Raw genomic sequence first — 26,318 nt, forward strand, 5'->3', positions numbered from 1 at the left:
ACGACCTCACGCCGACAAGGCAATTTGCCTTTAAGTCGCACGTAGGCCACCCACGCTCCCAGCCCGGGTGCGCTGCCTCAGCGCATCGCGACGATGCCGCCCTCGGCTGACGGCGCCAGCAGGAACAAGCCAGCCTCGCTGCGTTCGCCGCTGCGCACCTGCACGTCCACCAGGCAGGCCTGGCCGACGTCGGTGGCACGCAGCAGGCGCGTCTTGCGCTGCTGCGACGAACGGCCCAGACGCTCGATGAGTTCGCGGTAGACCGCCACGCGGCCCGGCTCGCCGGCAGCGCCCAAGCTGCCCTCCATCGTGAACTGGGCCGTCAGGCCCCAGGCGTCGCTGGCATTCCAGCGCGAATCGAAGTCATCCAGCCGGCGTTGCAGTGTCGCCTTGTCGTCACAAGGCGACGCGGCGGCATGAGCCTCGGCGGGCAGGACCAGCACACCGGCGGCCACCAAGCCCAGAGCGGTGACGATGGCCCAGCTCAGGCTGAGTGGGGCAGAAGAGGAATCAAAACGCTTCATGAGGATCTCCTGGAAAAGGATCAACGGGACAGAGACACGCTCGATGCGCCCGGGGCAGCTCGGCGCGCGCCGCCGGTGCGGCAGTGCTGAGCAGAAGGACGAGGTCGAGGCGTTGCATGGATCGCACTTTGCCGAGCAGGCCGGGCCCTGCCATCGCCCCGAAGAGCCATGCGACGAGCCACGACCGATGGCCCGTCGGGCATGGCCCATCAGCGCGATGGCAACCGCGACGCCGGCCGGAACACTGCGGCGCATCCGGCCCCATCACGCCGGCTCAAACGGAGCCTCCACCATGACCACCCTCCCCCCGCGCCTGGACCTCTACGCCCATATCCACAAGGCTTTGCGCCTGTTCATGAGCGACACACTGCAGCAGCTGAGCCGCCTCGATGTCGACGACCCGCTCGAGCTGGCCACCAGTCTGGGCCAGCTCGACGCGTTGCTGGATGCCGCCCGGCACCATCTCGACAAGGAGAACGAGTTCGTCCACCCCGCCATCGAAGCCCGCCGCGCGGGGGCCAGCGCGGCCATCGAGGTCGAGCACGAGGAGCACCTGGACGCCATCGCCGGCCTGCGCGCCGAGTCCGCCGCGCTGCGCGCCATGCCGTCAGCGAGCGCCGCCCAGCGCCTGTACCGCCGCTTCGCGGCCTTCGTGGCCCACAACCTCGAGCACATGGGCGTGGAGGAGAGCCGCCACAACCTGGCGCTGTGGGCCGCCTACAGCGACGCCGAACTGCTCGACATCCACCACCGCCTCCTGGCCAGCATCGGCCCGCGCGAGATGAGCGAGACGCTGCGCTGGATGATCCCGGCCTTGACGCCGGCTGAGCGCGCCCTTGTCATCGGCAGCCTGCCGCCGCCGGTTCAGGCGCCGGTGCTGGCCTCGGCGCGCGCGCTGCTCAACGACACGGCCTGGACCAAGCTGTGCCGGGCGCTGGGTCAGGCCAGCGTGCCGGGCCTGGTGGCCATCTGACGCTGGTTCCACCACGCGGCCGCCTCGCCGCGTGAGTTCAGGCCCAGCTTGTCGAGGATGTTGGCCACATGCCGCTTGACGGTGTGGGGGCTCAGGTCCAGCGCGCGGGCGATGTGCTTGTTGCTGGCGCCGGCGGCGATCTGGGCGATGACTTCGGCTTCGCGCTGCGAGAGCCGGTCGTCCCCGGAAACGGCGGCGGCTTCGACCACCACCCGCGTGGCCGGCCGCACGGCGTCGGCCCAGCCGCGCAGCCGGGCGAGGTCGACCGGGTCGAGCAGGTCGCCCCAGTCCTCGGCCGCCATCTGCAGCAGCTTCGGCACGGCCCACAGCAGGCCGCCGGGCTCGCGCCGGGCCAGCGCCGGCGCCAGCGCCTCGGCCGCGCCGCCACGGTCGCCGCCCTCCAGCAGCAGCGCGGCCAGACGCAGGCGCGCCTCGGCCAGCTGGCCGAGCAGGTCGCCGCCTTCGCCGTCCGCCAGCAGACCGCGCCAGGCGGCGATGGCTTCGTCGCGCCGGCCCTGCAGCGCGGCGAGCTGGGCCTGCAGGCCCAGCAGCGGCCGTGGCCGGTGCGGCATGACGAGGTCGGGCAGGTCCGCACCGATGCGCACCAGACACTCCAGGCCCTCGGCCAGCGCCTCAAGGTTGCCGATGGCGGCCGCCATGCGCGACATGGCAAAGGTCGCATGCCAAGCGCCCCAGGCACCATAGCCCGGCACATGCTCGGCCAGGCGCAGCCGCATCAGGGCCAGGGCCTCGTCATGGCGGCCGGCGATCAGGTCGAACATCGCATGCAGGGCCTGGCCCTGGTTGCGCGCGATGACGATGCGACCCAACCAGGCTGCATCGGCTTCGGCATGAGCCAGCATCTGCCGGGATTCGGCCAGGCGGCCCTGCCAGAACAGGTTCCAGGCCTGGGACGTGTGCGCGTTGACGCCGAAGGGCAGCGACCGGTTGCCCAGCACCTGCATCGCGCCACGGTACCAGCGGTCGGCCACCGGCGACATGCCGACGCAGCTGATCTGGCGCGGCGACGGCGAGCAGATGTACCAGCTCTCCAGCGTGGTCGTGTTCAGCAGCTCGGTGACAAGGGCGTCGAACAGCGGCGCAACGGCGTCGAAGCGGCAGCTTTCCATCGCATGCCAGGTACGGCCCAGCAGCGTCACGCGGCGCAGCTCGCCGCTCAGCGCAAACGGGTCGAGGTCGCGCAGCAGGGCTTCAGCCTCCTGGAGGCGGCCCTGCGCGATCAGCAGGATGCTGCGATGGCCGCGCGCGGCGAGCAGACCGGCCTGGTCGCCGCGCGCGTCGAACAGCGCCTCGGCGCGGCTCTGATGCCATTCGGCCTGCTGGGCCTCCCACAGCACCCACAGCGCCAGCGCCTTGACGCGGTGCAGTTCCGGGCTGGACTCGGCAAAGGCAGGGTCGAAGCGCCGGGTCAGGTCCAGCAGGCCCTGGGCGCCGAGCTGGTTCATCAGCAAGGCGCCGTCTGCCAGCAGCAGCTCGGCTGCACGCTCGGGGCGGCCCGCGGCCAGCAACAGGCTCTGCCGGCGCACCGCGTCCGTCTCCAGCATCGCGGCGCGCTCCAGCTGCTGGCGGTAGACCTCGGGCTGCTCCTGGCGCAGGCGCTGTTGCAGCATGTCGCGCAAGAGCTGGTGCAGGCGCAGCGTGTGGGGCGCCAGGTCGACGACGGTCACGAAGAGCGAGAGGCGCTCCATATCGGCCAGCCAGCCGGCTGCGTGGGCGTCCTCGCCCAGCGCCTGGCAGCGCTCGGCGTCCAGCTCGTGCAGCACGCTGGTGCGCAGCAGGAAGCCGCGCAGGCCCGGTTCGAGGCGGTCCAGCACTTCGGCGGCGAGGTAGTCGAAGGTGGCGCGGTCGATGGCTGCGGGCAGGCGCTGTTGTCCCGCGCCCAAAGCCAGGCGCAGGCCGGCGGGCCAGCCCTGGCAGCGCTCGTAGAGCCCCGCCGCAGCGGTTTCGTCCAGGCCCGCGGCCTGGGCCAGTTGCTCGACCTCGCCGCGCGCCAGCGCCAGCTCGACGGGGCCGAGGTCAGCCAGCTCGCCGGCGGCCCGCAGCCGCGCCAGGCGCAGCGCGGGCTCGTGGCGGGCGGCCAGTACCAGGCGCCAGCGCTCGCCCATGCGGGCCAGCCAGCGGTCCAGGAACTGCAACGCAGCCGGGTCGACGAGATGGTGGGCGTCGTCCAGCACGATCAGGCCATGCTCGACCTCGCAGGCCTCCAGCGCATTCAGCATCGCATCGGCCACGGTGACGATCTCGGTGCCGCCGCGCAGCGCCGCGTCTCGCAGGCCCTCGGGCGCCGTGCGCCAGGGCGGGTCATAAGGCTCGAAGGCGGCGAACAGGCAGTCCAGCAGGCGGCCGAGGTCGTCGCCTTCGTCCAGGGCCACCCAGGCAATGGCCGTGTCGGCGCCCGCATCGGCCAGGGCCTGGGTCAGCAACGACGTCTTGCCATAGCCGGCAGGCGCGCAGATCAACAGCACGCGGTGAGCATCCAGCGCGCGCTGCACGTCGGCCAGCAGGGCCGGGCGTGGCAGCAGCAGGCCGGCACGCGGGCGCGGCGCACGGGTCTTGGTGTGGGCGAGAGCCATGGGCGCGGATGCTAGTTCACAGACCCCGGGCTTGAGGGGGTGAGATGGCTCCATCGGCTAACGATTGCCTAACGGTCGCTCTCCAGACTGGCGCACAACCTGATCGGAGACCCCACCATGAAGCTTGCCCGACTGCTGCTGCCCCTGACCCTTGCCGCCAGCCTTGGCGCCCATGCCCAGCAGGGCGTGAGCCTGGCGACCGGATTCACCGATTTCACGACCTGGTCGCTGTACGGCAGCGCGACGGCGTCCAACACGACGCCGGGCAACGGCTTCACCTACAGCGACCTGATGCTGACGGCACCAGGTGTCGGCGGCCAGGGCGGCGCCGGCTTCGCGCCGAATGCCCTCACGCTGGACTTCAACCAGGCCTTCGCTTTCGACTTCCACTTCTTCATCCCCGTCAGCCAGGGCCTGCGCGGCGATGGCCTCACCTTCACGCTGAGCGACACGGCCGGCGTCGGCGGCGCAGGCTCGGGCCTCGGCTATGACGGCCTGAGTCCGGCCAGCGTGGCCTTTGCCATCGACACCTTCCACTTCAACGGCGAACCGGTGTCGCCCAGCCTGCAGATCCTGTCCGGCGGCTCTGTGGCGCCGCTGGCTGCTACCGAAACCGGCCTGGGCGACGCCATCCGCGACCCTGACTTCCAGTGGTATGCCTCGGTGCAGTACACCCCCTCGGGGCTGAACGACAACGCCGGCATGCTGACCGGCACCATCGAGCACTTGAACCTCGGCATCTACACGGTCAGCGCCCAGGTCAGCTTCGACCAGCTCGGCCTCGTCGGCACGCCGGTGTTCTACGGCTTCACGGCCGCCAATGGCCTGGCCACCGACGGCCACTTCATCACCTCGGCCGTGCCGGTGCCCGAGCCGGGCAGCGGGGCCCTGATCCTGGCCGGCCTGGCCTGCCTGGCCATGCTGGCCCGGCGCCGCCGCGCGCGTTGACGTGATCCAAGTCGCTGCCCTCGGCCCGCGGCCCGCGGCCCGCCTGCGGGACGCCCTTTGACTGTCACGCCTCGGCCGCGACGTTGTAGACACCTGCCTCGGACAGGCGAAAGCCACAACGGCTGTAGAACTCCCGCAGGTCAGGCTCGAAGTCGACGTGCACCCAAGTGACCCCGCGCGCCCTGGCTTGCTCCAGCGCGGCAAGAACCAACGCCGTTCCGATACCGTGCCGCCGGCAACTGGGATGAACCGTGGGGTCCAGGACAAACGCATGCGTCTTGCCGTCCCAGGCGACGTTGACGTAGCCGACAAGTTCGGCCCCCCGGTACGCGCAGACGTAAGCCATGCTGGAGCGCAAGACGGGTTGAAATGTCGCAGGGCAATGGTTCGCCCAAGATGCGGAAAACAACTCGTTCAGTTCCAAGTCACCCAGGGGTGGCGAGAGCTTGTATTCGATGGCGGGCGCTGAACTCATGGGCGGCACGTGGTTAGGCGTCACCCCACTCAGCGACGAACGCGGTAGCGGATGTGGGTGGCTTCCGGGGTGTCGATCACCCGGACAATCTCCAACTCGACGCGCGAAGGCAACATCTCGAATAACCGGCGGCCACCACCGAGCAGGACCGGGATCTGGTGGATCTGCAACTCGTCCAGCACACCAGCCTCGAGCGCCCGTTGCGCCGTGTACGCGCCAAGCATCAGCACGATGCGATCCCCGGCGGCGGCCTTTGCCTGCGCCATTGCGCGCTCGATGCCGTCGGGCACGTAGGTCACCAACGGATAGTTCGCTACCGAAGGGCCCGGCGGCCGGTGGCTGGGCACGATGATCGGGACACCGTGGTTGTCACCGCCCCAGTGATCGACCTGCTCCACAGTGCGCCGCCCCGCCAGAATCGCGCCAGGTGAGTTCCAGTCGTCCCACAATTGTCCGACCGCCCCAGATGGACGGGAGAAGTCCCCATACCACTCGTGCAACCGGTCGAATCCGTCGCCGCCGGGGTTGCCCACTTCGTCGTTCGGGCCAGCGATGTATCCGTCGAGTGACATAGACATGAAGAGCACCGATGTGGCCATTTGGGGTCTCCTGTTCTTTCGAAGAATGGTCAGACGTACGCGATGCCGCTTGAGTGACGCCTGACGTTGAAGCTGAGCCGATAGCGGCGGCCTGCCGACGCGAGTCGGCTCGAGAGGCTGGTTCGGCCTCACGCTCGCCGCGAGTGACGCGCTACGTACTGCTGAAGCACACCGTCCATACGAGACTGCCACCCCTCGCCGGTTGACTTGAAATACGCCACGACTTCCGGGCTATAGCGGACGGACACCAACAGCTTCTTGTTCTCAGACTTAGGCCGACCACGTACAGCCTTCATCGGAACCATGGCTTGCAACTGCTTCGGAGTCAGGGGGTGCGCGTCCGGATCGGCCTTTGCGGCTGCCGTAATCCCTTTGTCTTCCGCCACCGTCGGCATGACGATGGCCGGGCGCTTAGAAACTTTGGACATAGTGCTTCACCTCGCGTCGGTTGGCTTTGCGCAAGCTGATGATCCTTCGCGTTTCGCCACGACCTACAAATGCCACGTAGTACAGGATCCCGGTATCCGGCGCTAACGCGATCATGCGCAGCTCGCCGTACTCGTACCGTTCATCAACCCACACCAGTGATGCATCCCAATCGAGTCCGGCGGCCAATGCCAGCGATAGCCCCGTGCTTCTCCAGATTGCTCGCGTCTTTGGCAGGGTCGAACTCAACTTGCACGCTTTAATGTAGCTACATTAAATGCGGCCGCCAATCGCGGGGCATGGCGGCATTGGTGAGGCCGAACGTGCTAGCTCAGCGGGCGGCGAAGCCGTCCGCTGCAGTGAAGGGTTGAACGGCAACTATCTCGCACGGGGAACGCCTGTTGGCCTGTCATTGCAGCCTTCTCCGATGACCATCAAGTCAAGGAGCATGTAGAACTCGGCGGCCCTGGAAAGTCCTTTCTGTGTAGCCGGAACGTACTCGGCGCGACTCTCAATGGCTTTGGCAGCGGACAGAAGAGCGTCGAGCACCTGCTTTGAAATGACATGCTCGACCTTTATCAATTCGGCTTTCTCGCAGAGGTACGTCTTCAGCGCGGCAAATGCGTCGTCGTCGTAGGCATCCGCAGCGAGCAGCCGCCCAACTGACTTGCGGTGCAGTTCCTGCAGGTTTGAATCAAAGTCGCTGGCGGCCATTGCTGTATTGGGTTGCAGTTCAACGTCAAAGGTCAGCGGGCGGCGCAGCCGTCCGCTGCAATGACCAGTTAGACGGGAACCTATGGCTCATTTTGTTCCTTGATTCTGTGGATGTAGATCCAATACGCGCCATACCAGAACACTCCGGCCATAAAGAGATTGATTCCCAACGCGCTCCAAAACCCAACAGGGTCTTGAGCTAGCAGATGGACTACTTTGGATTTCCCGCCTGTCACGCGCCCTTCATAGACCGCTAGCGCCAAACCCGCCGAAAGCGCTATTGCGAATCCAACGACGGCCAAGCAGCACAACCAATTCATGAGCCTTTCAAAGCGCATCCAGTTCACCGTCTAACGTGTGCGCTCAGCGGGCGGCGAAGCCGCCCGCTGCAGCAAAAGGTTAGCAGTACCGCGCATCATGTTGATTTGAGACTGCACGACTGTACTTAGACTCGAACTCGGCTCGGCTTGCGGCTGACTCCCATAGGTCTGCAACGTACGCGAACTCCTTTTCGAACGGCTCTTCAAACGCGGGAACATCTGTGGCGTACTCGCAGTTGCGGCTGAGCAGATGCCCGACGCGCTCGCCCGCAAATACCCCAGGGCGGGTGCGAGCTGGGGCTGGTTCTGGGTCTTCCCGCAAGACCATCACGCCACGGACCCGCGCACCGGCGTGTTCCGCCGGCACCACCTTTATCACGAGACCTTCCAGCGTGCATTCAAACGGGCCGTCCAGGCTGCCGGCGTCGCCAAGCCCGCCACGCCTCACACGCTGCGCCATTGTTTTAGCTACGACATGACTTGGGTACAAGTCAGTCTTCACTGAACCTTCGGTTTGCCACCCACCTGCTGCAAGCCGGCAGCGACATCCGCACCGTGCAGGAACTCCTCGGCCACTCCGACGTGGCCACCACGATGATCTACACCCATGTGCTCAAGCTCGGCGGCGGTGCCGTGCGCTCGCCACTGGATGCACTGGCCATGGCTCGACAGGAGGCTTCATGAACCTGGACACCGAACGGATCGACGACGCCGTGCTGGCCTTGTTGCTACTGGGCCTGCATGACGGCCATCGGGCGTGGAAGTCCTTCGACTGGGATGCGATGGGCCGGCTGCACGAGAAGGGGTTGATCAGCGACCCGGTCGGCAAGGCGACGTCCGTGGCTCTCACCGATGAAGGCCTGCAGAGGGCGGAGGCCCTGCTGCAGTCGCTATTTGGCAAGGCGGGCTAAGCGGCTGAGGCCGCACTGCCGGAGCGGCGCAGGCCGATTCATCACCCCGCCAGCAACTGCTCCAGCCGCTGCTCGCGCAGACCATAAAAGCGCTTGATCTCGGCAATCTGCGCCAGCAGCTCCGGCCGGCGCGCAGCCAATGCCTCGGCGGCCAGGCCCTGCGCCTTCACGGCCAGGATCATCTTGTTCTTGCTGGTGTGCTCCAGCGCGATGAACTCGAACACCTGGGTGCGGTAGCCCTGGCTCTCCAGCAGCAGGGCGCGCAGCGAGTCGGTCACCATCTCGGCCTCCTGGCCGAGGTGGATGCCGTGCTGCAGCATGGGCCGCAGCACCGCTGGCAAGGTCATCTGCGGGCGCAGCTCCTTGTGGCAGCAGGGCGAGCTCATGATGACTTTGGCGCCCGACTGCAGGCCGACGTGCAGGGCATGGTCGGTGGCGATGTCGCACGCGTGCAGGGCAATCATCACGTCCAGCGGTTGCACGGCCTGCGTTCTCACGTCGCCCTGGTCGAAACGCAGGCCGGTCAGGCCCTCGTTGTCGATGATGGCACCGCACAACTTGACCATGTCGTCGCGCAGCTCGATGCCCGTGACGCGGGGGCTGAGGCCGTGGGACTGCAGCCAGGCGTGCACGGCGAAGGTCAGGTAGCCCTTGCCAGAACCGAAGTCCGCCACCCGCACGGGGCCTTGCAGTTCGGCCTCGTCGACGGCCGAGGACAGGATCTCGACGAAGCGGTTGATCTGCTTCCACTTGCGCGCCATCGCCGGCACCAGCGCCGGCTCGCCCTTGACAAGGTGGGTCAGCCCCAGCGCCGACCACACGGGATTGAGCATGTCCAGCGGGCGCTGCTTGGCCTTGTCGTGGGCAGCGGGAGCAACCGCTTCAGACCCATCGACGCGCGTCACCCGCAGCGTTTCGCGGCCCTTGCGGCTGACGGCGAACTGCACCTCTTCGGTCGCCGTGTGCAGATGGGCATTGCGAAAGCGCGCGCCCAGCAGCGTGGCGATCTCGGCCAGGCCCGCCTCGGGGGCGTGGTTCTTGGTGACGTCCTTGGTGCGGTGGCGCCAGAGAAAGCTCAAGGCCGGCTCACCGCGCAGTTCGACCAGGCGCACGGTGAGGCGCTCGACGTCCTCGTCATCACCCACGGGGCCGGACAGCAGCAACTTGCCAAACTGCCCGCCGGCCAGGGCCAGGCGGATGAGGTGCAAAAAGCGCTCGTGGGCCGGCGCGGTGGCGGCCGGCGGCGGCGTGATGAGGGACGTGAACAAGGGCGCGGCCATAGCCGCGCATTGTCAGTGAGCCCGTCGGCGCTGGCTCCACAGGCCGATGAAGCCCATGCCCGCCATCAGCAGTGCCAGGCTCTGCGGCTCCGGCACGGCGGCCGTGACCTGCAACGGCTCCCAGCTCATGGACACCAGGCCCAGGCGCTCGTCGGCGACGACGCCCGGGATCATGTAGCTGGGCCAGCCCTTGCTGTCGAAGCTGAAGAAGCGCACGCCCTCCTCGTTCTGGCTGAAGGCGGCCATGTGCGAGAGCGTGCCGCTGGAGAGTTCGAACTCCAGGCCGGCGCGTTCGCTGAAGCCGAGGTTGAAGGCCTGCACGGCGCGGTTGCCGGACCAGTTCAGCTCAAACTCGGTCAGCTCATAGGCATAGAGCCAGCCATTGCCGTCGAGGTCGCTGCCGGCGAAATGGCCGCTCAGCGTGGCACCATCGGCGTAGCCGGTCTGGTTGAAGCTGTAGCTCTGGGCCTGGGCCGGTTCAACGAAGGTGGCGGCCAGGCTGATCAGGGTGGCGAAGGCAAAAAGGCGGGGTGAAGACATGACGGAACTCCATCGGGGGTTGAGGAGTCGTCATGCTGCCGACCGGGTCGCACGGCCGCTTCGCCCAGGAGAGCCATGCCCAGTGCCGTCGGTATTGGCCCGTTTGGGGCCGGCGCGCTCAGGCGTGCGTGATGTGCGCCCGCATCTCCGCCGTATCCAGGTGCGGCAGCGTGTTGAACGTGACGAGGTGGTGGCGCTTCGGGTTGAAGGCAAACTCGGTGACAGCCGAGTTGCGGATGCGCAGGTTGAGTTCCACAAAAGTCTCGGGCGGCGTGGACAGCACCTGGGCCACGGCCGTGGCGATAGGCCCACCGCTGGAGACGATGAGCACCTGTTTGCCCACACCCAAAGCCAGCACGCGTGCCAGCGCATCGGCCACGCCGGCGGCGAAATCCGCGTGCGCCGGCATGCCCACCGGTGCCGTCTCGCCGCTCATCCAGGCCAGCAGGCCCTGGCGAAGCAGCCGGAAGTGGTGCTTGACGGCCTCGGGGGTCGTCGGGGCATCGATGGGGCCGGGGTGGATGGCGCGCACGACGGCCTCGCTGTCGTACTCGTTCAGCCCCGGCAGTGCGACGGCGGGCAGATCCTCACCGTAGCCCTCGACGATGCCCGCCAGCGACTGCTTGTGCCGCCGCAGCGTGCCGGTGAACACGGCATCGAAGCGCTGGCCGCGTTCGCGCCAGTAAGCGCCGAGATGGCGGCATTGCTCATGGCCCTTGGCGCTGAGCTGGTCATAGTCGGCCGCACCAAAGCTGGCCTGACCGTGGCGGACGAGATAAAGGCTTCCCATGAACGTGATCATGAACGGCAAGGGCAGCGCCCGCTGTCGCGACAATGACGCCATGACACTTCGAATCGCCACGCGCGACGACACTGCCGAGATCTGGCGCGTGCGCTATGCCGTCACCGAGAACAAGCTGACCCCGGGCCGCATCTCGGATGCCGAACTGCATGTCTATCTGGAAGATTTCGGCCGTGGCTGGGTTGTCGAACTGGAGCCCGGGCGCATTGCGGGCTTTGCCATCGGCGACGCCCGCGACGGCCACATCTGGGCGATGTTCGTGGACCCGGCGTTGCATGGGCAGGGCTACGGCCGCCAGTTGCACGACGTGATGGTGAACTGGCTGTTCGCCCAGGGCCACGGGCGCCTGGACCTGGGCACCCAGCCCGATTCGCGCGCCGAGGCCTTCTACCGTCGAGCCGGCTGGACGCCGACCGACGAAGGCCTGGACGACTACGGCGACAAACGCTTTGAACTTCGCATCGAGAACTGGAACCCCCATGCTTGAAACCCATGTCGTCGAGACCGGCCCCAATCCCGGCACGACGCTGATCGTGCTGCACGGCCTGGGGGCCGACGGCCATGACTTCGTGCCCATCTGCGGCGAGCTGGACCTGAAAAGCCTCGGCGCCGTGCGCTTCGTGTTCCCGCATGCCCCCGAGCGGCCGGTGACCATCAACGGCGGCTATGTGATGCGGGCCTGGTACGACATCCTCGGTGCCGACCTCGTCAAGCGCGAGGACGAACCCGGGTTGCGCGAGTCGCTGGCCCAGATCATGGAGCTGATCGACCGTGAACGCGCCCGGGGCGTGGCGGCGGACCGCATCGTCCTCGTCGGCTTCTCCCAAGGCTGCGCGATGGCGCTGATGACCGCCCTGCGCTACCCCGAGCGTCTCGGCGGCGCTGTCGGGCTGTCGGGCTATCTGCCGCTGGCCGCAACGACGGCTGCCGAGCGCTCACCCGCCAATGCCAACCTGCCCATCTTCATGGCGCATGGCACGCAGGACCCGGTCGTCGTGCCCGCCCGCGGCACGGCCAGCCGGGATGCATTGCAGGCCCTTGGGCACGACGTGGAATGGCATGAATACCCGATGCCGCACTCGGTCTGCATGGAGGAGATCGAAGATCTGAACGCCTGGCTGCTGAAGCAACTGGGCTGAAGTGAAGCCCCTCGTCCAAGGAGTACCTTGGCCGGTCACCCGGGGGGACGGCGATGCTTGCGGCATCAAGCCTCAAGCACATCGCCCAAGGCGGGCCGGCTAAGGAGCGGCCCGGCGCTCGGCCCGCGAATACCCAATAAAGAGCTGGGATGAGCGCTCATTTCGCTGAGCTGCATCGCCTGCGGCTCGGCGAAGATCAAGTAGTCATGGAGCGCCTGGCCGAACAGATCGTTGACTGGCACAACCGCCACCCGCTTGCGCGGCGCATCGCCGTGGGCGACGTGCACACCGTGGGCGTGGTGGCCCTGCCCTTTGTGCGCGCCTCTGCCGAGGCGGGCGGCTTGGTCGAGCCCGTGCTGACCGATGTGGTCAGCGCCTTCGACGCACTGCATGGCTCACCGCCCCTGTCACGCTGGGCGGCATGGAAGCAGCGCCTGACGCATCTGCCGCGCCTGATCGCCCGGCGCCCGCGCACGCAGTGGCGCGCCTTCAGCGAGAAATTCCTGCCCGGCCTGAGCGCGGCCCAGGTCGAGCGCTTTGCGCTGGCCCATGGCTTTGCCGAGCCGCCGGCCACCCCCGACAGCCGGCCCTGGCGCGTCATCGTCATCGACGAGACCCTGGCCAGCTCCCACGGCGGCTGGCCTTTCGAGCTCTATGTGATGACGGCGGGCGTCGATGTGGGCAGCGCCCGCACCCGCGTGCTGGCCGGCCGCGGCATCCCTTCGGAAATCATTGGCCGCCGGCTGTGGGACCCGATCCGCCTGGGCGCAGCGGGTGCCGTGCTGGCGGTCCTGATCGCCGTGGGTGCCTGGATGCTGTGGCCCCAACGCGCGGCCGAGCCGGCCGCTGCGCCGCCCCCGACGGCAGCGTCGGCGGCATCAGCGCCGGCCCTGCCTGTCTCCGCCTCAGCCGCTTCTGCGCCCGCCTCCGCTCCAGAGTCGGCCGTTGCGGCCGCTTCGGCCGCGCAAGCGCCCGCCAGCGAGGCCGCAAGCGACGCGCCACCGCCCGATATTCGCCCCCGCCTCGTGGAGCGCACCGACGGCATCAAGCGCCCGCCGATCCTGCGCTCGGACAAGCCAGCCGAGGCGCCTGCGGAAAAGCCGGGCGAAAAGACGGTCGACAAGCCCGAGCCTGCCGCCAGCAAGCCCGAGCCCGTCGACCCACGCCTGGCTCGCCTGGCCCAGTCATCGGACAAGGTCGTCGTCGCCCTCGTTGGCCCGCCGGGCAGCAAGGCCGAGGCCGAGGCGCTGCTGGGGAAGATGAAGACGGGCCTCGTCGGCGTGCACGGCAACCCCGACGCGCTGCAGGCCGATGTCATCCAGACGCCCGAGGGCTGGCGCGCAACGGTCTGGCCTTTCCCGAGCAGGGAGCAGGCCCAGCTGATCAACGCGACGCTGGTGGCTCGCGGCCTCAAGACCAAGGCCGTGAACTTCTAGGACCGGCGTATGACGAAGGCGCGCTTGTCGCCGCTGTCAAAGCCACAGCGCTCGTAGAAGGCCCACACGGCGGGGTCCTTGCGGCTGGTTGTCAACACGACCTTGTAGGCACCTGCGCCCCAGGCTTGATCAATCGCATGCCGGACGACGGCCTGGCCATGCCCCTGGCCGCGATGGTCCGCATGGGTGACGACGTTCTCGATGACGCCATAGCTGCTGCCGCCGCGCGTCAGGTTGGGGATGACGGCGAGGTTGCAGCTGGCGATGAGCGTCTCACCGTCAAAAAGCCCGAAATGGCGCAGCCACGGATGTGCGAACACGGCGTGTACCGCCTCTTGCGAAGGCGGCGCATCGCCGGCGTTCAGATGCTGATAGAGATCAAGCAGAGCGTCGACATCGCCGACGCCCAGGTCACGGATCACCACAGCACTGCTCATCGCCCTGCGGGCCGAGCGCTGGGCCGCTCCCGAGCCGGCCCGCGCTGGCGATGTGCTTGCGGCTCGACGCCGCAAGCATCGCCGTCACCTCGGGGGACCGGCTGGACTCGCCCGCGTTCAGCGGCGCGAGGCCGGACGAGGGGTCTCATTATTTGACTTCCAACTTCATCGTGTTGGCAATGAAAGCCAGGATGTCGCTGCGCTCCTCGATGATCTTGGATGTCGGCTTGCCCGCGCCGTGGCCGGCGTTGACCTCGATGCGGATCAGCTTCGGAGCCGCACCCGTGTCGGCGGCCTGCAGCGTGGCGGCGTACTTGAAGCTATGGGCCGGCACGACGCGGTCGTCATGGTCGCCGGTCGTGATCAGCACGGCCGGGTACTTGGCGCCGCTCTTGATGGTGTGCACCGGCGAGTAGGCGCGCAGCGCGTTGAACATCTCCGGGCTGTCGGCGCTGGTGCCGTAGTCGGTAGCCCAGGCCCAGCCGATGGTGAAGTTCTGGTAGCGCAGCATGTCCATCACGCCGACCTGCGGCACGGCGACCGCGAACAGGTCGGGGCGCTGGTTGGTGACCGCGCCGACCAGCAGGCCGCCGTTGCTGCCACCGTTGATGGCCAGCGTCGCGGGGCTGGCGACCTTGTGGCTGATCAACCATTCGCCGGCGGCGATGAAGTCGTCGAAGACGTTCTGCTTCTTCAGCTTGGTGCCGGCCTCGTGCCAGGCCGAGCCGTATTCGCCACCGCCGCGGATGGAGGCAATGACGTAGACGCCGCCCATCCTCATCCAGGTCGCGGCCGTCACGCCATAGCCCGGGGTGATGGAGATGTCGAAGCCGCCATAGCCGTAGAGCAGGGTCGGGTTGCTGCCGTCGAACTTCAGGCCCTTCCTCGCGGCGATGAAGATGGGGAAGCGGGTGCCGTCCTTGCTGGTGACGAACTCGCGGCGGGTCTCGAACTCATCGGGGTTGAAGGCCGTCTTGGGCCGCTTGAAGAGGCTGATCTTGCCGGTCTTGACGTCGTAGCGATGGATCTCGGCCGGGGTGGTCAGGCTGGTGTAGCTGAAGAAGGTTTCCTTGTCGCTCCAGCGCCCGCCGAAGCCGCCAGCCGTGCCGATGCCGGGCAGCTTGACCTCGCTGAGCTGCTTGCCGTCGGCGCCATGCACGCGCACGAGGGTCGCAGCGTCATGCAGATAGCTCAACAGGAAACGGCCGCCGACGGCAGAGGCTGCCGTCATCGCATCCGGGCCCTCGGGCACCAGCGTCTTCCAATTGGCCTGCGCCGGGTTCTTCAGGTCGACAGCGACGAGCTTGCCGCGCGGGGCGCCCTTGTCGGTCTTGACGATCAGCTTGCCGTTGACGGCGGCGACAGGGGTGTACTGGGCGTCGAAGTCCAGCGTGATGGGCTGGGGCTTGCCGCCGGCAAAAGCCCCCTTGGGCAGGGGCAGCACCATCAGGCCGTTCTTGCTGCCGGCGCTCTTCCAGACGCTGATGACCAGCAGTTGGCCGTCGTCCGACACCTCGGTGCCAAAGCCCCACTCCTTGTCGTCGCGGTTCTCGGCGACGAGCAGGTCCTCGCTCTGGGCCGTGCCGAGGCGGTGGTAATAGAGCTTCTGGAAGTAGTTGGCGCCCTTGAGCTTGTCGCCTTCCTTGGGCGCGTCATAGCGGGCGTAGAAGAAGCCCTTGCCATCGGCCGTCCAGGCGGCGCCGCTGAACTTGACCCATTCGATGGTGTCGGCGAGATCCTGTCCGGTGGCCAGGTCACGCACCTTCCAGGTCTGCCAGTCGGAGCCGGCACCGGCGATGCCATAGGCCAGCAACTTGCCGTCGCGCGAGGGCACGACGCCGCTCAGTGCCACGGTGCCGTCCTTGGACAGCAGGTTGGGGTCCAGCGCCACGACCGGCGTGTCGGCCAGGGACTTGGCCGTGTAGAGGACGTTCTGCTGCTGCAGGCCGTCGTTGCGGGTCCAGAAATAGCGGCCGCCTTCGCTGAAGGGGATGCCGAAGCGCTCGAAGTTGTAGAGCTCGGTGTAGATGCGGCGCGCCGGCAGGCGCTGCGGCATGGCGGCCAGGAACTTGTCGGTGACCTCGTTCTGCTGGACGACCCAGGCCTTGGTCTCGGCGCTGTTGTCGTCCTCCAGCCAGCGGTAGGGGTCGGCGACAGCCGTGTCGTGATAGGCGTCGACCTGGTCGACCTTGCGCGTGGCGGGATAGCTGAGGCCCTGGGCCTGGGCGCTGGTGGCGAGAACGGCTGCGAGGGTGATGGCAGACAAGGTGAGCTTCATCGAGCGGTGTCCGGGATGTGTTCCGTGAAGCCGCGGATTGTCAGCGCCGCCCGCAGGCGGCGCCGATCGTCATGCGATGAAGCCCTGACAGCAATAACCCTCAGCTTCGATAGTCCGCGTTGATGCTGACGTAGTCGTGGCTGAGGTCGCAGGTCCAGACGGTGGCGCTGGCCGAACCGCGGTTCAGGCCGACGCGGATGGTGATCTCGGACTGCTTCATGACGCGCTGGCCGTCTTCCTCGCGATAGGTCGTCAGGCGCCCGCCCTGGCGCACCACGGCAACGTCATCCAGGTCCAGGTCGATCAGGCCCTGGTCCAGGTCGCCAATGCCGGCATAGCCGACGGCCGCCAGGATGCGGCCCAGGTTCGGGTCGCTGGCAAAGAAGGCCGTCTTGACCAGCGGCGAGTGGGCGATGGCATAGGCCGCCAGCCTGCACTCGGCCTCGTCACGGCCGCCTTCGACGGTGATGGCAATGAACTTGGTCGCGCCCTCGCCGTCGCGCACGATGGCCTGCGCGAGTTCCTGGGCCAGCGCGATCAGCGCCTCGCGCAACGTCTTGGCCTCGGCGCTGTCCAGCGACGTGATCTCGGCATGCGCCGCGCGGCGCGACGCAATCAGCATGAAGCAGTCGTTGGTGGAGGTGTCGCCGTCGATGGTGATGCGGTTGAAGGAGGCGTCGGCCGCTTCTTTCACCAGCGGCTGCAGCAGGGCCGGGGCGACGTTGGCGTCGGTGACGACGAAGCCCAGCATGGTGGCCATGTTCGGCCGGATCATGCCGGCGCCCTTGGAGATGCCGGTCAGGGTGACGGGCACGCCGCCGATCTCGATGCGGCGTGAAGCGGCTTTAGGCAGGGTGTCCGTCGTCATGATGCCGGCGGCAGCCTCGGCCCAGTTGTCGGCCTTCAGCGCGGCCAGCGCCGCGGGCAGGCCGGCCGTGATGCGGTCGACCGGCAGGGTCTCCATGATGACGCCGGTCGAGAAGGGCAGGATCTGCTCTGGCTGGCAGCCGATCAAGCCGGCCAGGGCCTGGCAGGTCTGGCGCGCACGGGCCAGTCCGTCGGCACCGGTGCCGGCATTGGCATTGCCGGTGTTGATCAGCAATGCGCGGATGGCCGAGCCGCCGGCCAGATGCTCGCGGCAAAGCTGCACGGGAGCGGCGCAGAAGCGGTTGGTCGTGAAGACGCCGGCGACCGCGGCGCCCTCTTCCAGCGCGATGACGCTGAGGTCCCGCCGGTTGGCCTTGCGCACGCCGGCCATGGTCACGCCAAGGCGCACGCCCGGCACGGGCAACAGGGAGGCGGGATCGGGGGCGGTGAGATTGACGGGCATGGCGCGCTCGGTAGGTGTCAGGGAAAGCGCGAGGATTCTAAGAAGTGAAAAAGGCTCCCGAGGGAGCCTTTGCAAGGAGCTGAAAGTGGATCAGCGCGGCAGACGGCGGCGGGCCAGCAGACCGATGACGCCGAGGCCGCCCAGGAAGAGGGCATAGGTCTCGGGCTCGGGGACCGCGTTGACGGCGCTTGCGACGACGAGGTCCTGGTAGCTGGCGTTGCTGAGCTTGGTCAGGCTGTACAGCGCCGGACCCTCGTAGCCCTGCGCGGCGGCCAGGTAGTTGGTGGCCAGGGCCTGCACCGAATTGTTGATGCCATTTTGCTGGCCGGTGGCACCTTCCGTCCTCAGGAAAAAGCTGCCACTACCCTGGGCAACGCTGAGCGTGCCGCTGCTCTCGCGCATGATTTCCCAGACTGCGAGCTGGAAGGCGGCTTGCTGGTTGCCGGAGTGGACCGAAGCAAACTTGCTGGAGTACAGCGCCTGCAGCAGTGTGTCCTGGCTGCCACTGAAGCTGCCGACCGTGTAGGTCTTGAAGTTGGGCGTCACGCCGTCGCTCTTGAAGCTCAGCGCGAAGGACTGGGTCGGCTCGATGCAGTAGGCCAGGAAACTGCCGGTGGCGGCATCCGTGAAGTTCAGTCCACCGGTGACGTAGTTGGTCGTCAGCGAGGTGGTGAGCGCCGGATCGCCGGCATCACGGTCGACGAAGCGGATGCTGACGGTGTCGGCGGCGAATGCCGAAGCGCTCATCAGCAGGGCGGCGGCGAGGGTCAGAGGCTTGAACATGGTTGGACTGCTTTCGTGATTGGGGCGGCTGGACGCGACTCAGCGAGCGCGGCGACGGGACAGGCTCATTCCGGCCAGGGCCACGGCCACCAGGGCCAGGGCGGTGGGCTCGGGCAACTCGGTGGTCGACGTGCTGCCTTCCAGCGTGGCGGTGTAGCCCTCGAAGCCCTTGGCGCTGAAGCCGGCGCCAAGAACGTGCAGCTGCCAGGCGCCCGCCGACAGCCATTGCTGGCCCAGCGTCCAGGTCTCGATGCCGAAGATGTCGTTGTCCACGTCGATGCCGGCGCCGACCGGCGTCAGCGCGACGGACGTGCCACCCTGGGTGAGGTAGGCCGAGGTGATGTCGACGCTGGCCTGGTCTTCGGCCGAGAACGTGATGACGCTGCCGCCCATCAGCGTCACACCGTTCAAGGTGAAACCGAAGATGTCGTTGAACTGCGCGGCACCTGCGCCGTTGGACATGATGGCGTCGTTGGAAAAGCTGAACGACACCGGCGTCACCGCTGCGGTCGCATTGCATGCAGCGGCAACCAGACTGAGGGCGGCGAGCGCTTTAGACAACGTTTTCATCACGTACTTTCAGGTTCTCTATTCGGGTCTACCCGGAGTTTCACCGGGGAATGGCTGCACTCTAGGGGGGTGAGAGCGGTCCGAGCACCCCTCATGCGCGTGGCGCAGGCGGCGGGATGTGCCCAAACGCACGCTTTTCCCCCCACATGGGTGGGCTGCGCGGGGTGAGCCACCAATGAAAACGGGCCGGCAAAGCCGGCCCGTGGCGGGATGCGACCAGGAAAACTCAGGCCAGCTTGCCGTGGCAGAGCTTGAACTTCTTGCCACTGCCGCACGGGCAGGGGTCGTTGCGGCCCACGTGGCCGTATTCGGCCAGCAGCGTGGCGGGGTCGACGTCCTGGCTGATGGAGCCGTCCTCGTTGGGGTGCTGGTAGGTCACGTTGGACACCGCTTCGGCACGGCGCTCCATGGCCTCGGCGGCCTGGCTGGCCTCTTCCTGGCTCTGGATGCGCACATTCATCAGCGTGCGGGTGACTTCCATCTTCACGAGGTCCAACAGCTGGGAGAACAGCTCGAAGGCTTCGCGCTTGTATTCCTGCTTGGGGTTCTTCTGGGCATAGCCGCGCAGGTGGATGCCCTGGCGCAGATAGTCCAGGGCCGCCAGGTGCTCGCGCCAGCGCTGGTCGATGCTCTGCAGCAGCACCATGCGCATGAAGGGGTTGAACTGATCGATGCCGACGCGCTCGAGCTTGTCCTGGAAGAGCTCGTCGCCGGCCTTGGTGACGGTTTCCAGAATGTCGTCGTCGGTGATCGAGTCGCTCTTCTTGACGAGTTCGGTCAGTGACAGGCCAATCTGCCATTCGCCCTGCAACACCTGCTCCAGACCGGGCAGGTCCCACTGCTCTTCCACGCTCTCGGCCGGCACGAAGGTGCGCACGACATCGCTCAGCGTGGACTCGCGCAGCGAGGCGATCTGGGCGATGAGGCTATCGGCCTCGAGAATGTCGTTGCGCTGCTGGTAGATGACCTTGCGCTGGTCGTTCGAGACGTCGTCGTACTCGAGCAACTGCTTGCGGATATCGAAGTTGCGCGCCTCGACCTTGCGTTGGGCGCCTTCAATGCTGCGCGTGACGATGCCGGCCTCGATGGCCTCGCCTTCGGGCATCTTGAGCCGGTCCATGATGGCGCGCACGCGCTCACCGGCAAAGATGCGCATCAGCTGGTCGTCCAGCGACAGGTAGAAGCGCGAAGAACCCGGGTCGCCCTGGCGGCCGGCACGGCCGCGCAGCTGGTTGTCGATGCGGCGGCTCTCGTGGCGCTCGGTCGCGATGATGCGCAGGCCACCCTCGGCCCGCACCTTGTCATGCAGGCCCTGCCACTCGTCCTTGAGCTGCTGGATGCGGCGCGCCTTCTCGTCGGCGGGGACCGCCTCGTCGGCCTCGAGGAACTTGACCTGGTTCTCGACGTTGCCGCCCAGCACGATGTCGGTGCCGCGGCCGGCCATGTTGGTGGCGATGGTGATGACGCCCGGGCGACCGGCCTGGGCGACGATCTGCGCTTCCTTCTCGTGCTGCTTGGCGTTCAGCACGTTGTGCGGCAGCTTGGCCTGGTCCAGCAGCTTGGAGATCAGCTCGGAGTTCTCGATGGACGTCGTGCCCACCAGCACCGGCTGGCCGCGCGTGTGGCAGGCGCGGATGTCCTCGATGACGGCGTTGTACTTTTCCTTGTCGGTCTTGTAGACCAGGTCCAGCTCGTCCTTGCGGATGGTCGGGCGGTTCGGCGGGATGACGACGGTCTCGAGGCCGTAGATCTCCTGGAACTCATAGGCCTCGGTGTCGGCCGTGCCCGTCATGCCCGACAGCTTGCCGTACATGCGGAAGTAGTTCTGGAAGGTGATCGAGGCCAGCGTCTGGTTCTCCGCCTGGATCTCCACGCCTTCCTTGGCCTCGACAGCCTGATGCAGGCCGTCGCTCCAGCGTCGCCCGCTCATCAGGCGGCCGGTGAACTCGTCGACGATGGTGACCTCGCCGTTCTGCACCACGTAATGCTGGTCGCGGTGATAGACGTGGTGGGCCCGCAGCGCTGCGTTCAGGTGATGCATCAGCGTGATGTTGGCCGCGTCGTACAGGCTCGCGCCTTCCGGGATCAGGCCGGCCTCGGTCAGCAGCGCCTCCGCAACCTCGTGGCCGTCTTCGGTCAGGTGGATCTGGTGCGACTTCTCGTCCACCGTGAAGTCGCCCGGCTCGATGACGCCTTCACCGGTGCGCGGGTCGAGCTCGCCGATCTGCTTCTTCAGCTTGGGCACAACGGCGTTGATGCGCTTGTAGACGTCGGTGTGGTCGTCCGCCTGGCCCGAGATGATCAGCGGCGTGCGTGCCTCGTCGATGAGGATGGAGTCCACCTCGTCGACGATGGCGTAGGACAGGCCGCGCTGCACGCGGTCGGCCGTCTCGTAGACCATGTTGTCGCGCAGGTAGTCGAAGCCGTACTCGTTGTTGGTGCCGTAGGTGACGTCGGCGGCATAGGCCGTCTGCTTCTGCTCGCGCGGCATCTGCGGCAGGTTGATGCCGACCGACAGTCCGAGGAAGGTGTAGAGCTTGCCCATCCACTCGGCGTCGCGGCGCGCCAGGTAGTCGTTCACCGTGACGACGTGGACACCCTTGCCCGTCAGCGCGTTCAGGTAGACCGGCAGCGTGGCCATCAGCGTCTTGCCTTCGCCGGTGCGCATTTCGGCGATCTTGCCGTCGTTGAGCACCATGCCGCCGATCAGCTGCACGTCGAAGTGGCGCATCTTCAGCGAGCGCTTGCTGCCTTCGCGGCAGACGGCGAAAGCTTCGGGCAGGATGTCGTCGACCGTCTCGCCGGCAGCGATGCGCTGCTTGAATTCAGCCGTCTGGGCGCGCAATTCGTCGTCGCTCAAGCCCTCGTACTTCGGCTCCAGCGCGTTGATCTGCTGCACGGTGCGGCGGTACTGCTTGAGCAAACGCTCATTGCGGCTACCGAAAATCGAGGTGAGAAGCTTGGGCAACATGCTGCGAGGAATGAGGAGCTGCGCGGCACCGGGCGGGCTGTCCAACCGGTGGGAGGCGCGAATCTGAGGGCACGGCGAGGCATTGCAAGACGGACTTGCCCGGCCGCGCAAAACGGCGCAGTTTAGCAGTGGGCTTTTGGCCAGGATCGCCGCCTCACTACACTGCGGCTATGGCCAACCCGCCCCGCTACCTTGCTCCCAAGAGCGTGCGCGTCAGCGTCCCGTCGCCGACACCGGTGGCCGACGCGTTGCGTGCTCACGAGGGCCTGAGTCAGCTCAATGCGCGCCTGGAGGCGTCACGGCGGCGGCTGCGCATCATCGGGCCCGCGTTGCCGGGCAATCTGCTGGCCAGCCTGCAACCCGGGCCGCTGGACGAAGAAGGCTGGAGCCTGCTGGCCGCCAACGCGGCCGTCGCCGCCAAGCTGCGCCATCTGCTGCCCCGGCTGGAAGCCCTGCTGGCCCAGGCCGGGCTGCCTGGACATATCCGCGTGAAGCTGATCCAGAAATAGGCGCACATGAAAAAACCCACTGTCGCGAGACAGTGGGTTTTTGATTGGTGCCGGCTATCGGATTCGAACTGATGACCTACCGCTTACAAGGCGGTTGCTCTACCAACTGAGCTAAGCCGGCGAAAAACAGGCGAGATTCTAGTCGCTCACTTCACCCGTTTGAGTGAAGGCCGCGGGCCACCGCTGGGCGCGTCGGGTGGCGGGGGCGTGTCATCGCCCTCGTCGTCGCTGGCTTCGCTGGCCAGACGCAGGCCGCTGCGGCGCGGCTCCTGCGGCGCCGGGCTGGGCAGCGGTGCACCTTCGGCCAGCGCCTCGGGCGCCGGAAAGGCCATGCCCTGGCCGTTCTCGCGGGCGTAGATCGCGACAACATGATCCACCGGCACGACGATCTCTCGCGCGACGCCGCCGAAGCGCGCCTTGAACTGGATGAACTCGTTGCCGAGATCCAGTCCGCTGGTGGCATCGAAGCCGACGTTCAGCACGATCTCGTTGTTGGACACGTACTCCATCGGCACCTGCACCGAACGATCGACGTGGACCGCGATATAGGGCGTGAAGCCGTTGTCCGTGCACCAGTCGTGCAGCGCGCGGATCAGGTACGGGCGGGTGGACGTGCCGTTGCCCGCGCCACCTTCAACTCCTTGCGATTTATCCATGTACGACAGTCAACCCGGTCAGGGTGCAATACGGTCTGTAGACCCCGCGGCCGCCATGGAACCGGCTTTGCCGGGCCACTGACGGCGCCCCCTTGAGGGGGAAGCGCACAGCGCTTCGGGGTGGGCAATCAACGGCGCATGACCTTTTCCGAGGGCGTCAGCGCCTCGATGTAGGCCGGGCGGCTGAAGATGCGCTCGGCGTACTTGAGCAGCGGCAGCGCGTTCTTGGACATGTCGATGCCGTAGTAGTCCAGGCGCCACAGCAGCGGCGCGATGGCCACGTCGAGCATCGAGAAGTCGTCGCCCAGCATGTACTTGTTCTTCAGGAAGATCGGCGCGAGCTGGGTCAGGCGGTCGCGGATCTGCGAGCGGGCCTTTTCGAGCTGCTTGTCGGTCGCCTTGGTCGTCGTGCCGCGGCCCTCGAGGATGTTCACGTGGGCGAACAGCTCCTTTTCGAAGTTCAGCAGGAACAGGCGCACGCGGGCACGGGCCACCGGATCGCCGGGCATCAGCTGCGGGTGCGGGAAGCGCTCGTCGATGTACTCGTTGATGATGTGCGACTCGTACAGGATGAGGTCGCGCTCGACGAGGATGGGCACCTCGTTGTACGGGTTCATCAAAGCGATGTCTTCGGGCTTCGCGAACAGGTCAACGTCACGGATTTCGAAGTCCATGCCTTTCTCGAACAGCACGAAGCGGCAGCGGTGCGAGTAGGGGTCGGTGGTACCGGAGTAAAGGACCATCATGGCTTGGGCTCCCGAGGGGTCAGTCAATCAAAAACGCGCGACGGCTGGGGCCGCGCTGAAAAAGCAAACGCAGTGGGTGGCTACAAGCGCGCCCCACTGCGTGTTTCGACACCGCCCGAGAGCGGTGCCGGGATGGACGGGCTTACTTCACGTCCTTCCAGTACGAGGCGTTCAGGCGCCAGGCAAACACGGTCAGGATGGACAGGAAGATCAGCACGATCACGCCGAGCTGAAAGCGCTGGCCCTGCGCGGGCTCGCCCATCCACTGCAAATAGGCAACCAGGTCGGCCACGGCTTCGTCGTACTGGCGCTCGGACAAAGTACCTGGCGTCAGTTGCTGATAGCCGGCGAAGACGTGGGTCTTCTTGTCGTGGTCGTGCGGGTCGGCGACTTCCTCGAACTTGGCGGCGCGCTGGCCTTGCAGCTCCCACATCACATGCGGCATCGCGACGCTGGGGAAGGCCATGTTGTTCCAACCGGTGGCCTTGGTGTCGTCGCGGTAGAAGCTCCGCATGTAGGTGTAGAGATAGTCCGCACCCGAGCCCTTGGCACCGTCGGCACGCGAGCGGGCGATGACGCTGAGGTCGGGCGGGTTGGCGCCGAACCAGGCCTTGGCGTCCTTCGGGTCGATGCTGACCTTCATGGTCTCACCGACCTTCTCGGCCGCGAACAGCAGGTTGTTCTTGATGTCGGCCTCGGACAGGCCAATGTCGCGCATGCGGTTGTAGCGCATGTAGGCGGCCGAGTGGCAGTTCAGGCAGTAGTTGACGAACAGCTTGGCGCCGCTTTGCAGCGCCGCCATGTCCGACATCTTTTCCTTGGGGAACTTGTCCCACTCGATGCCGCCGGTGTTGGCCTGGGCGGCACCCACGAAGCCCAGGGTGGCCAGCAGGAGAGCGATCAGCTTTTTCATTGGTGTTGTTGCTCCGCGGCTCAGTGGGCGTGGAAGGTCACACGGTCCGGCACGGCCTTGGGCGTGCCGAGGCGGCTCCACCAGGGCATCAGCAGGAAGAAGCCGAAGTAGAACAAGGTGCCCACCTGGGCGACCAAGGTGCCCACGTCGCTCGGCGGCTGGATGCCGAGGTAGCCCAGCCACAGGAAGAAGACGACGAAGACGGCATACACATACTTGTGCCAGTCGGGGCGGTAGCGGATCGATTTGACCGGGCTGTGATCCAGCCAGGGCAGGAAGAACAGGATGATGACCGCGCCACCCATGACGACCACGCCCCAGAACTTGGCGTCGAAGACCTTGAGCAGGAAGATCAGCACGGCGGCCGCCACCAGCAGGGCCACCTTGGCGGCACCGCCGAACTTGCCCTTCAGGAAGCTCACGACGGCCGCGACGGCGACGACGCCGCACAGCACGTTGACCATGGTGTCGGTCGTCGCGCGCAGCATCGAGTAGAACGGCGTGAAGTACCAGACCGGGGCGATGTGAGCCGGCGTCTTCAGCGGGTCGGCCGGGATGAAGTTGTTGTACTCCAGGAAGTAGCCGCCCAGTTCCGGCGCGAAGAACAGGATGGCGGTGAAGGCCATCAGGAAGATGCAGACGCCGTAGATGTCGTGCACCGTGTAGAACGGATGGAAGGCGATGCCGTCCAGCGGGATGCCGGTCTTCGGGTCCTTGTGCTTCTTGATCTCGACGCCGTCGGGGTTGTTGGAACCGACATCGTGCAGGGCCAGCAGGTGGGCAACCACCAGGCCCAGCAGCACCAGCGGCACGGCGATGACGTGGAAGCTGAAGAAGCGGTTCAGGGTCGCGTCGCCAACCACGTAGTCGCCGCGGATCATCAGCGCCAGGTCCGGGCCGACGAAGGGCACGGCAGCGAACAGGTTCACGATGACCTGGGCGCCCCAGTAGCTCATCTGGCCCCATGGCAGCAGATAGCCCATGAAGGCTTCGGCCATCAGGCACAGGAAGATCGCGCAGCCGAAGATCCAGACCAGCTCACGCGGCTTGCGGTAGCTGCCGTAGATCAGGCCGCGGAACATGTGCAGGTAGACAACGACAAAGAAGGCCGAGGCGCCCGTGCTGTGCATGTAGCGGATCAGCCAGCCCCAGGGCACATCGCGCATGATGTACTCGACCGACGCGAAGGCCAGGCCTGCGTCGGGCTTGTAGTGCATCACCAGGAAGATGCCGGTGACGATCTGGATCACGAGGACCAGCAGCGCCAGCGAGCCGAAGATGTACCACCAGTTGAAGTTCTTCGGCGCGTAGTACTCCGACATGTGGACCTTGTAGGCGTCGAACGCGGTCGGGAACCGGTTCTCCAGCCAGGTCATGGTCTTCACGCCTGCCGAGGCGCCTGCGGGTGCTTCTTTGAATTCAGCCATGTCTCGTCCCGTGCTCC

General features: G+C 66.7%; 27 protein-coding genes, 1 tRNA gene and 1 pseudogene. 8 read left to right on the forward strand and 21 right to left on the reverse strand.

The window, feature by feature from the left end; genetic code table 11:
* Window positions 1-77: 77 nt before the first annotated feature.
* A complete protein-coding gene (locus tag ASC91_RS04235) occupies window positions 78-524 on the reverse strand; it encodes a hypothetical protein (RefSeq protein ID WP_157281135.1) in 447 nt (148 codons plus the stop codon).
* Window positions 525-816: 292 nt separating this feature from the next.
* Here ASC91_RS04235 and ASC91_RS04240 point away from each other — a divergent pair, with 292 nt between their 5' ends.
* On the forward strand, window positions 817-1,497 hold the full coding sequence (locus ASC91_RS04240) for a hemerythrin domain-containing protein (protein ID WP_056192767.1): 681 nt from the start codon (window positions 817-819) through the stop codon (window positions 1,495-1,497).
* Here ASC91_RS04240 and ASC91_RS04245 read toward each other — a convergent pair.
* Window positions 1,464-4,091, reverse strand: a complete 2,628-nt coding sequence (locus tag ASC91_RS04245; protein WP_056192770.1) for a LuxR C-terminal-related transcriptional regulator — start codon at window positions 4,089-4,091, stop codon at window positions 1,464-1,466. The two genes, ASC91_RS04240 and ASC91_RS04245, sit on opposite strands and share 34 nt — an antisense overlap.
* Window positions 4,092-4,208: 117 nt before the next feature.
* On the opposite strand from ASC91_RS04245, the gene ASC91_RS04250 reads away from it, so the two are divergent.
* Entirely contained in the window at window positions 4,209-5,039 is an 831-nt protein-coding gene (locus ASC91_RS04250) for a PEP-CTERM sorting domain-containing protein (RefSeq protein WP_056192773.1), read from the forward strand.
* A gap of 64 nt (window positions 5,040-5,103) precedes the next feature.
* Here the strand turns inward: ASC91_RS04250 and ASC91_RS04255 are convergent, their stop codons facing one another.
* From ASC91_RS04255 to ASC91_RS04270, 5 genes are all read right to left on the reverse strand, one after another.
* Window positions 5,104-5,514, reverse strand: a complete 411-nt coding sequence (locus ASC91_RS04255) for a GNAT family N-acetyltransferase (RefSeq protein ID WP_056192776.1) — start codon at window positions 5,512-5,514, stop codon at window positions 5,104-5,106.
* Between the two features lie 29 nt (window positions 5,515-5,543).
* Window positions 5,544-6,113 (reverse strand): dihydrofolate reductase family protein, encoded by a 570-nt coding sequence (locus ASC91_RS04260; RefSeq protein WP_056192779.1) that lies wholly within the window; start codon window positions 6,111-6,113, stop codon window positions 5,544-5,546.
* A gap of 128 nt (window positions 6,114-6,241) precedes the next feature.
* Entirely contained in the window at window positions 6,242-6,541 is a 300-nt protein-coding gene (locus tag ASC91_RS28710; protein WP_082532422.1) for a BrnA antitoxin family protein, read from the reverse strand.
* A complete protein-coding gene (locus ASC91_RS04265; RefSeq protein ID WP_327082869.1) occupies window positions 6,525-6,788 on the reverse strand; it encodes a BrnT family toxin in 264 nt (87 codons plus the stop codon). The genes ASC91_RS28710 and ASC91_RS04265 overlap by 17 nt, the downstream gene beginning before the upstream one ends.
* A 129-nt stretch (window positions 6,789-6,917) precedes the next feature.
* Window positions 6,918-7,253 carry a hypothetical protein gene (locus ASC91_RS04270; protein ID WP_056192781.1) on the reverse strand — a complete coding sequence of 112 codons (336 nt, stop codon included), beginning with the start codon at window positions 7,251-7,253 and terminating at the stop codon, window positions 6,918-6,920.
* A gap of 570 nt (window positions 7,254-7,823) precedes the next feature.
* On the opposite strand from ASC91_RS04270, the pseudogene ASC91_RS28715 reads away from it, so the two are divergent.
* Both ASC91_RS28715 and ASC91_RS04280 read left to right on the forward strand, forming a co-directional pair.
* Window positions 7,824-8,257: pseudogene (locus tag ASC91_RS28715) on the forward strand (tyrosine-type recombinase/integrase); the annotation flags it as partial.
* Window positions 8,254-8,484: a DUF6429 family protein gene (locus ASC91_RS04280; RefSeq protein ID WP_056192786.1), complete on the forward strand. Its 231-nt coding sequence runs from the start codon at window positions 8,254-8,256 to the stop codon at window positions 8,482-8,484. The pseudogene ASC91_RS28715 and the gene ASC91_RS04280, both read left to right, overlap by 4 nt.
* Before the next feature lie 41 nt (window positions 8,485-8,525).
* On the opposite strand, the gene ASC91_RS04285 is transcribed toward ASC91_RS04280, so the two are convergent.
* From ASC91_RS04285 to ASC91_RS04295, 3 genes are all read right to left on the reverse strand, one after another.
* Window positions 8,526-9,764 (reverse strand): SAM-dependent methyltransferase, encoded by a 1,239-nt coding sequence (locus tag ASC91_RS04285; RefSeq protein WP_056192790.1) that lies wholly within the window; start codon window positions 9,762-9,764, stop codon window positions 8,526-8,528.
* Window positions 9,765-9,776: 12 nt separating this feature from the next.
* Window positions 9,777-10,304 carry a PEP-CTERM sorting domain-containing protein gene (locus ASC91_RS04290; protein ID WP_056192793.1) on the reverse strand — a complete coding sequence of 176 codons (528 nt, stop codon included), beginning with the start codon at window positions 10,302-10,304 and terminating at the stop codon, window positions 9,777-9,779.
* A gap of 118 nt (window positions 10,305-10,422) precedes the next feature.
* The gene (locus ASC91_RS04295; protein WP_056193121.1) at window positions 10,423-11,094 is read right to left on the reverse strand and encodes a histidine phosphatase family protein; all 672 of its coding nucleotides are present in this window, start codon (window positions 11,092-11,094) and stop codon (window positions 10,423-10,425) included.
* A 52-nt stretch (window positions 11,095-11,146) separates the two neighbouring features.
* On the opposite strand from ASC91_RS04295, the gene ASC91_RS04300 reads away from it, so the two are divergent.
* The 3 genes from ASC91_RS04300 to ASC91_RS28720 all read left to right on the forward strand — a co-directional run bounded on the left by ASC91_RS04300 (window position 11,147) and on the right by ASC91_RS28720 (window position 13,681).
* Entirely contained in the window at window positions 11,147-11,593 is a 447-nt protein-coding gene (locus ASC91_RS04300; protein ID WP_162247735.1) for a GNAT family N-acetyltransferase, read from the forward strand.
* Window positions 11,586-12,245 (forward strand): alpha/beta hydrolase, encoded by a 660-nt coding sequence (locus tag ASC91_RS04305; RefSeq protein WP_056192799.1) that lies wholly within the window; start codon window positions 11,586-11,588, stop codon window positions 12,243-12,245. The genes ASC91_RS04300 and ASC91_RS04305 overlap by 8 nt, the downstream gene beginning before the upstream one ends.
* Window positions 12,246-12,394: 149 nt before the next feature.
* A complete protein-coding gene (locus tag ASC91_RS28720) occupies window positions 12,395-13,681 on the forward strand; it encodes a hypothetical protein (RefSeq protein WP_157281137.1) in 1,287 nt (428 codons plus the stop codon).
* Here ASC91_RS28720 and ASC91_RS04315 read toward each other — a convergent pair.
* The 6 genes from ASC91_RS04315 to secA form a co-directional block, all read right to left on the reverse strand.
* Window positions 13,678-14,103 carry a GNAT family N-acetyltransferase gene (locus tag ASC91_RS04315; RefSeq protein WP_235531819.1) on the reverse strand — a complete coding sequence of 142 codons (426 nt, stop codon included), beginning with the start codon at window positions 14,101-14,103 and terminating at the stop codon, window positions 13,678-13,680. The genes ASC91_RS28720 and ASC91_RS04315 overlap by 4 nt on opposite strands.
* A 163-nt stretch (window positions 14,104-14,266) precedes the next feature.
* Window positions 14,267-16,396: a prolyl oligopeptidase family protein gene (locus tag ASC91_RS04320; protein WP_056192801.1), complete on the reverse strand. Its 2,130-nt coding sequence runs from the start codon at window positions 16,394-16,396 to the stop codon at window positions 14,267-14,269.
* Between the two features lie 100 nt (window positions 16,397-16,496).
* Complete coding sequence (gene argJ / locus ASC91_RS04325; RefSeq protein WP_056192804.1) at window positions 16,497-17,726, reverse strand: bifunctional glutamate N-acetyltransferase/amino-acid acetyltransferase ArgJ; 1,230 nt, start codon at window positions 17,724-17,726, stop codon at window positions 16,497-16,499.
* A gap of 90 nt (window positions 17,727-17,816) precedes the next feature.
* Window positions 17,817-18,509, reverse strand: a complete 693-nt coding sequence (locus tag ASC91_RS29945; RefSeq protein ID WP_056192807.1) for a PEP-CTERM sorting domain-containing protein — start codon at window positions 18,507-18,509, stop codon at window positions 17,817-17,819.
* A 39-nt stretch (window positions 18,510-18,548) separates the two neighbouring features.
* Entirely contained in the window at window positions 18,549-19,079 is a 531-nt protein-coding gene (locus tag ASC91_RS04335) for a PEP-CTERM sorting domain-containing protein (protein ID WP_157281139.1), read from the reverse strand.
* Window positions 19,080-19,305: 226 nt separating this feature from the next.
* On the reverse strand, window positions 19,306-22,050 hold the full coding sequence (secA, locus tag ASC91_RS04340; RefSeq protein WP_056192814.1) for a preprotein translocase subunit SecA: 2,745 nt from the start codon (window positions 22,048-22,050) through the stop codon (window positions 19,306-19,308).
* Window positions 22,051-22,220: 170 nt separating this feature from the next.
* Between secA and ASC91_RS04345 the strand changes: the two genes are divergently transcribed.
* Window positions 22,221-22,559, forward strand: a complete 339-nt coding sequence (locus tag ASC91_RS04345; RefSeq protein ID WP_157281141.1) for a hypothetical protein — start codon at window positions 22,221-22,223, stop codon at window positions 22,557-22,559.
* Window positions 22,560-22,604: 45 nt separating this feature from the next.
* Here the strand turns inward: ASC91_RS04345 and ASC91_RS04350 are convergent.
* From ASC91_RS04350 to ASC91_RS04370, 5 genes are all read right to left on the reverse strand, one after another.
* A tRNA-Thr gene (locus ASC91_RS04350) sits at window positions 22,605-22,680 on the reverse strand.
* Window positions 22,681-22,705: 25 nt separating this feature from the next.
* On the reverse strand, window positions 22,706-23,215 hold the full coding sequence (locus ASC91_RS04355) for a ClpXP protease specificity-enhancing factor (protein ID WP_056192817.1): 510 nt from the start codon (window positions 23,213-23,215) through the stop codon (window positions 22,706-22,708).
* Window positions 23,216-23,343: 128 nt separating this feature from the next.
* On the reverse strand, window positions 23,344-23,961 hold the full coding sequence (locus ASC91_RS04360; RefSeq protein WP_056192820.1) for a glutathione S-transferase N-terminal domain-containing protein: 618 nt from the start codon (window positions 23,959-23,961) through the stop codon (window positions 23,344-23,346).
* A 142-nt stretch (window positions 23,962-24,103) separates the two neighbouring features.
* Window positions 24,104-24,874, reverse strand: a complete 771-nt coding sequence (locus ASC91_RS04365) for a cytochrome c1 (RefSeq protein ID WP_056192823.1) — start codon at window positions 24,872-24,874, stop codon at window positions 24,104-24,106.
* A gap of 20 nt (window positions 24,875-24,894) precedes the next feature.
* Window positions 24,895-26,301 (reverse strand): cytochrome bc complex cytochrome b subunit, encoded by a 1,407-nt coding sequence (locus ASC91_RS04370; protein ID WP_056192833.1) that lies wholly within the window; start codon window positions 26,299-26,301, stop codon window positions 24,895-24,897.
* Between the last annotated feature and the right edge of the window lie 17 nt (window positions 26,302-26,318).

The organism is Pelomonas sp. Root1237 (assembly GCF_001425055.1).
Lineage (GTDB): Bacteria > Pseudomonadota > Gammaproteobacteria > Burkholderiales > Burkholderiaceae_C > Pelomonas.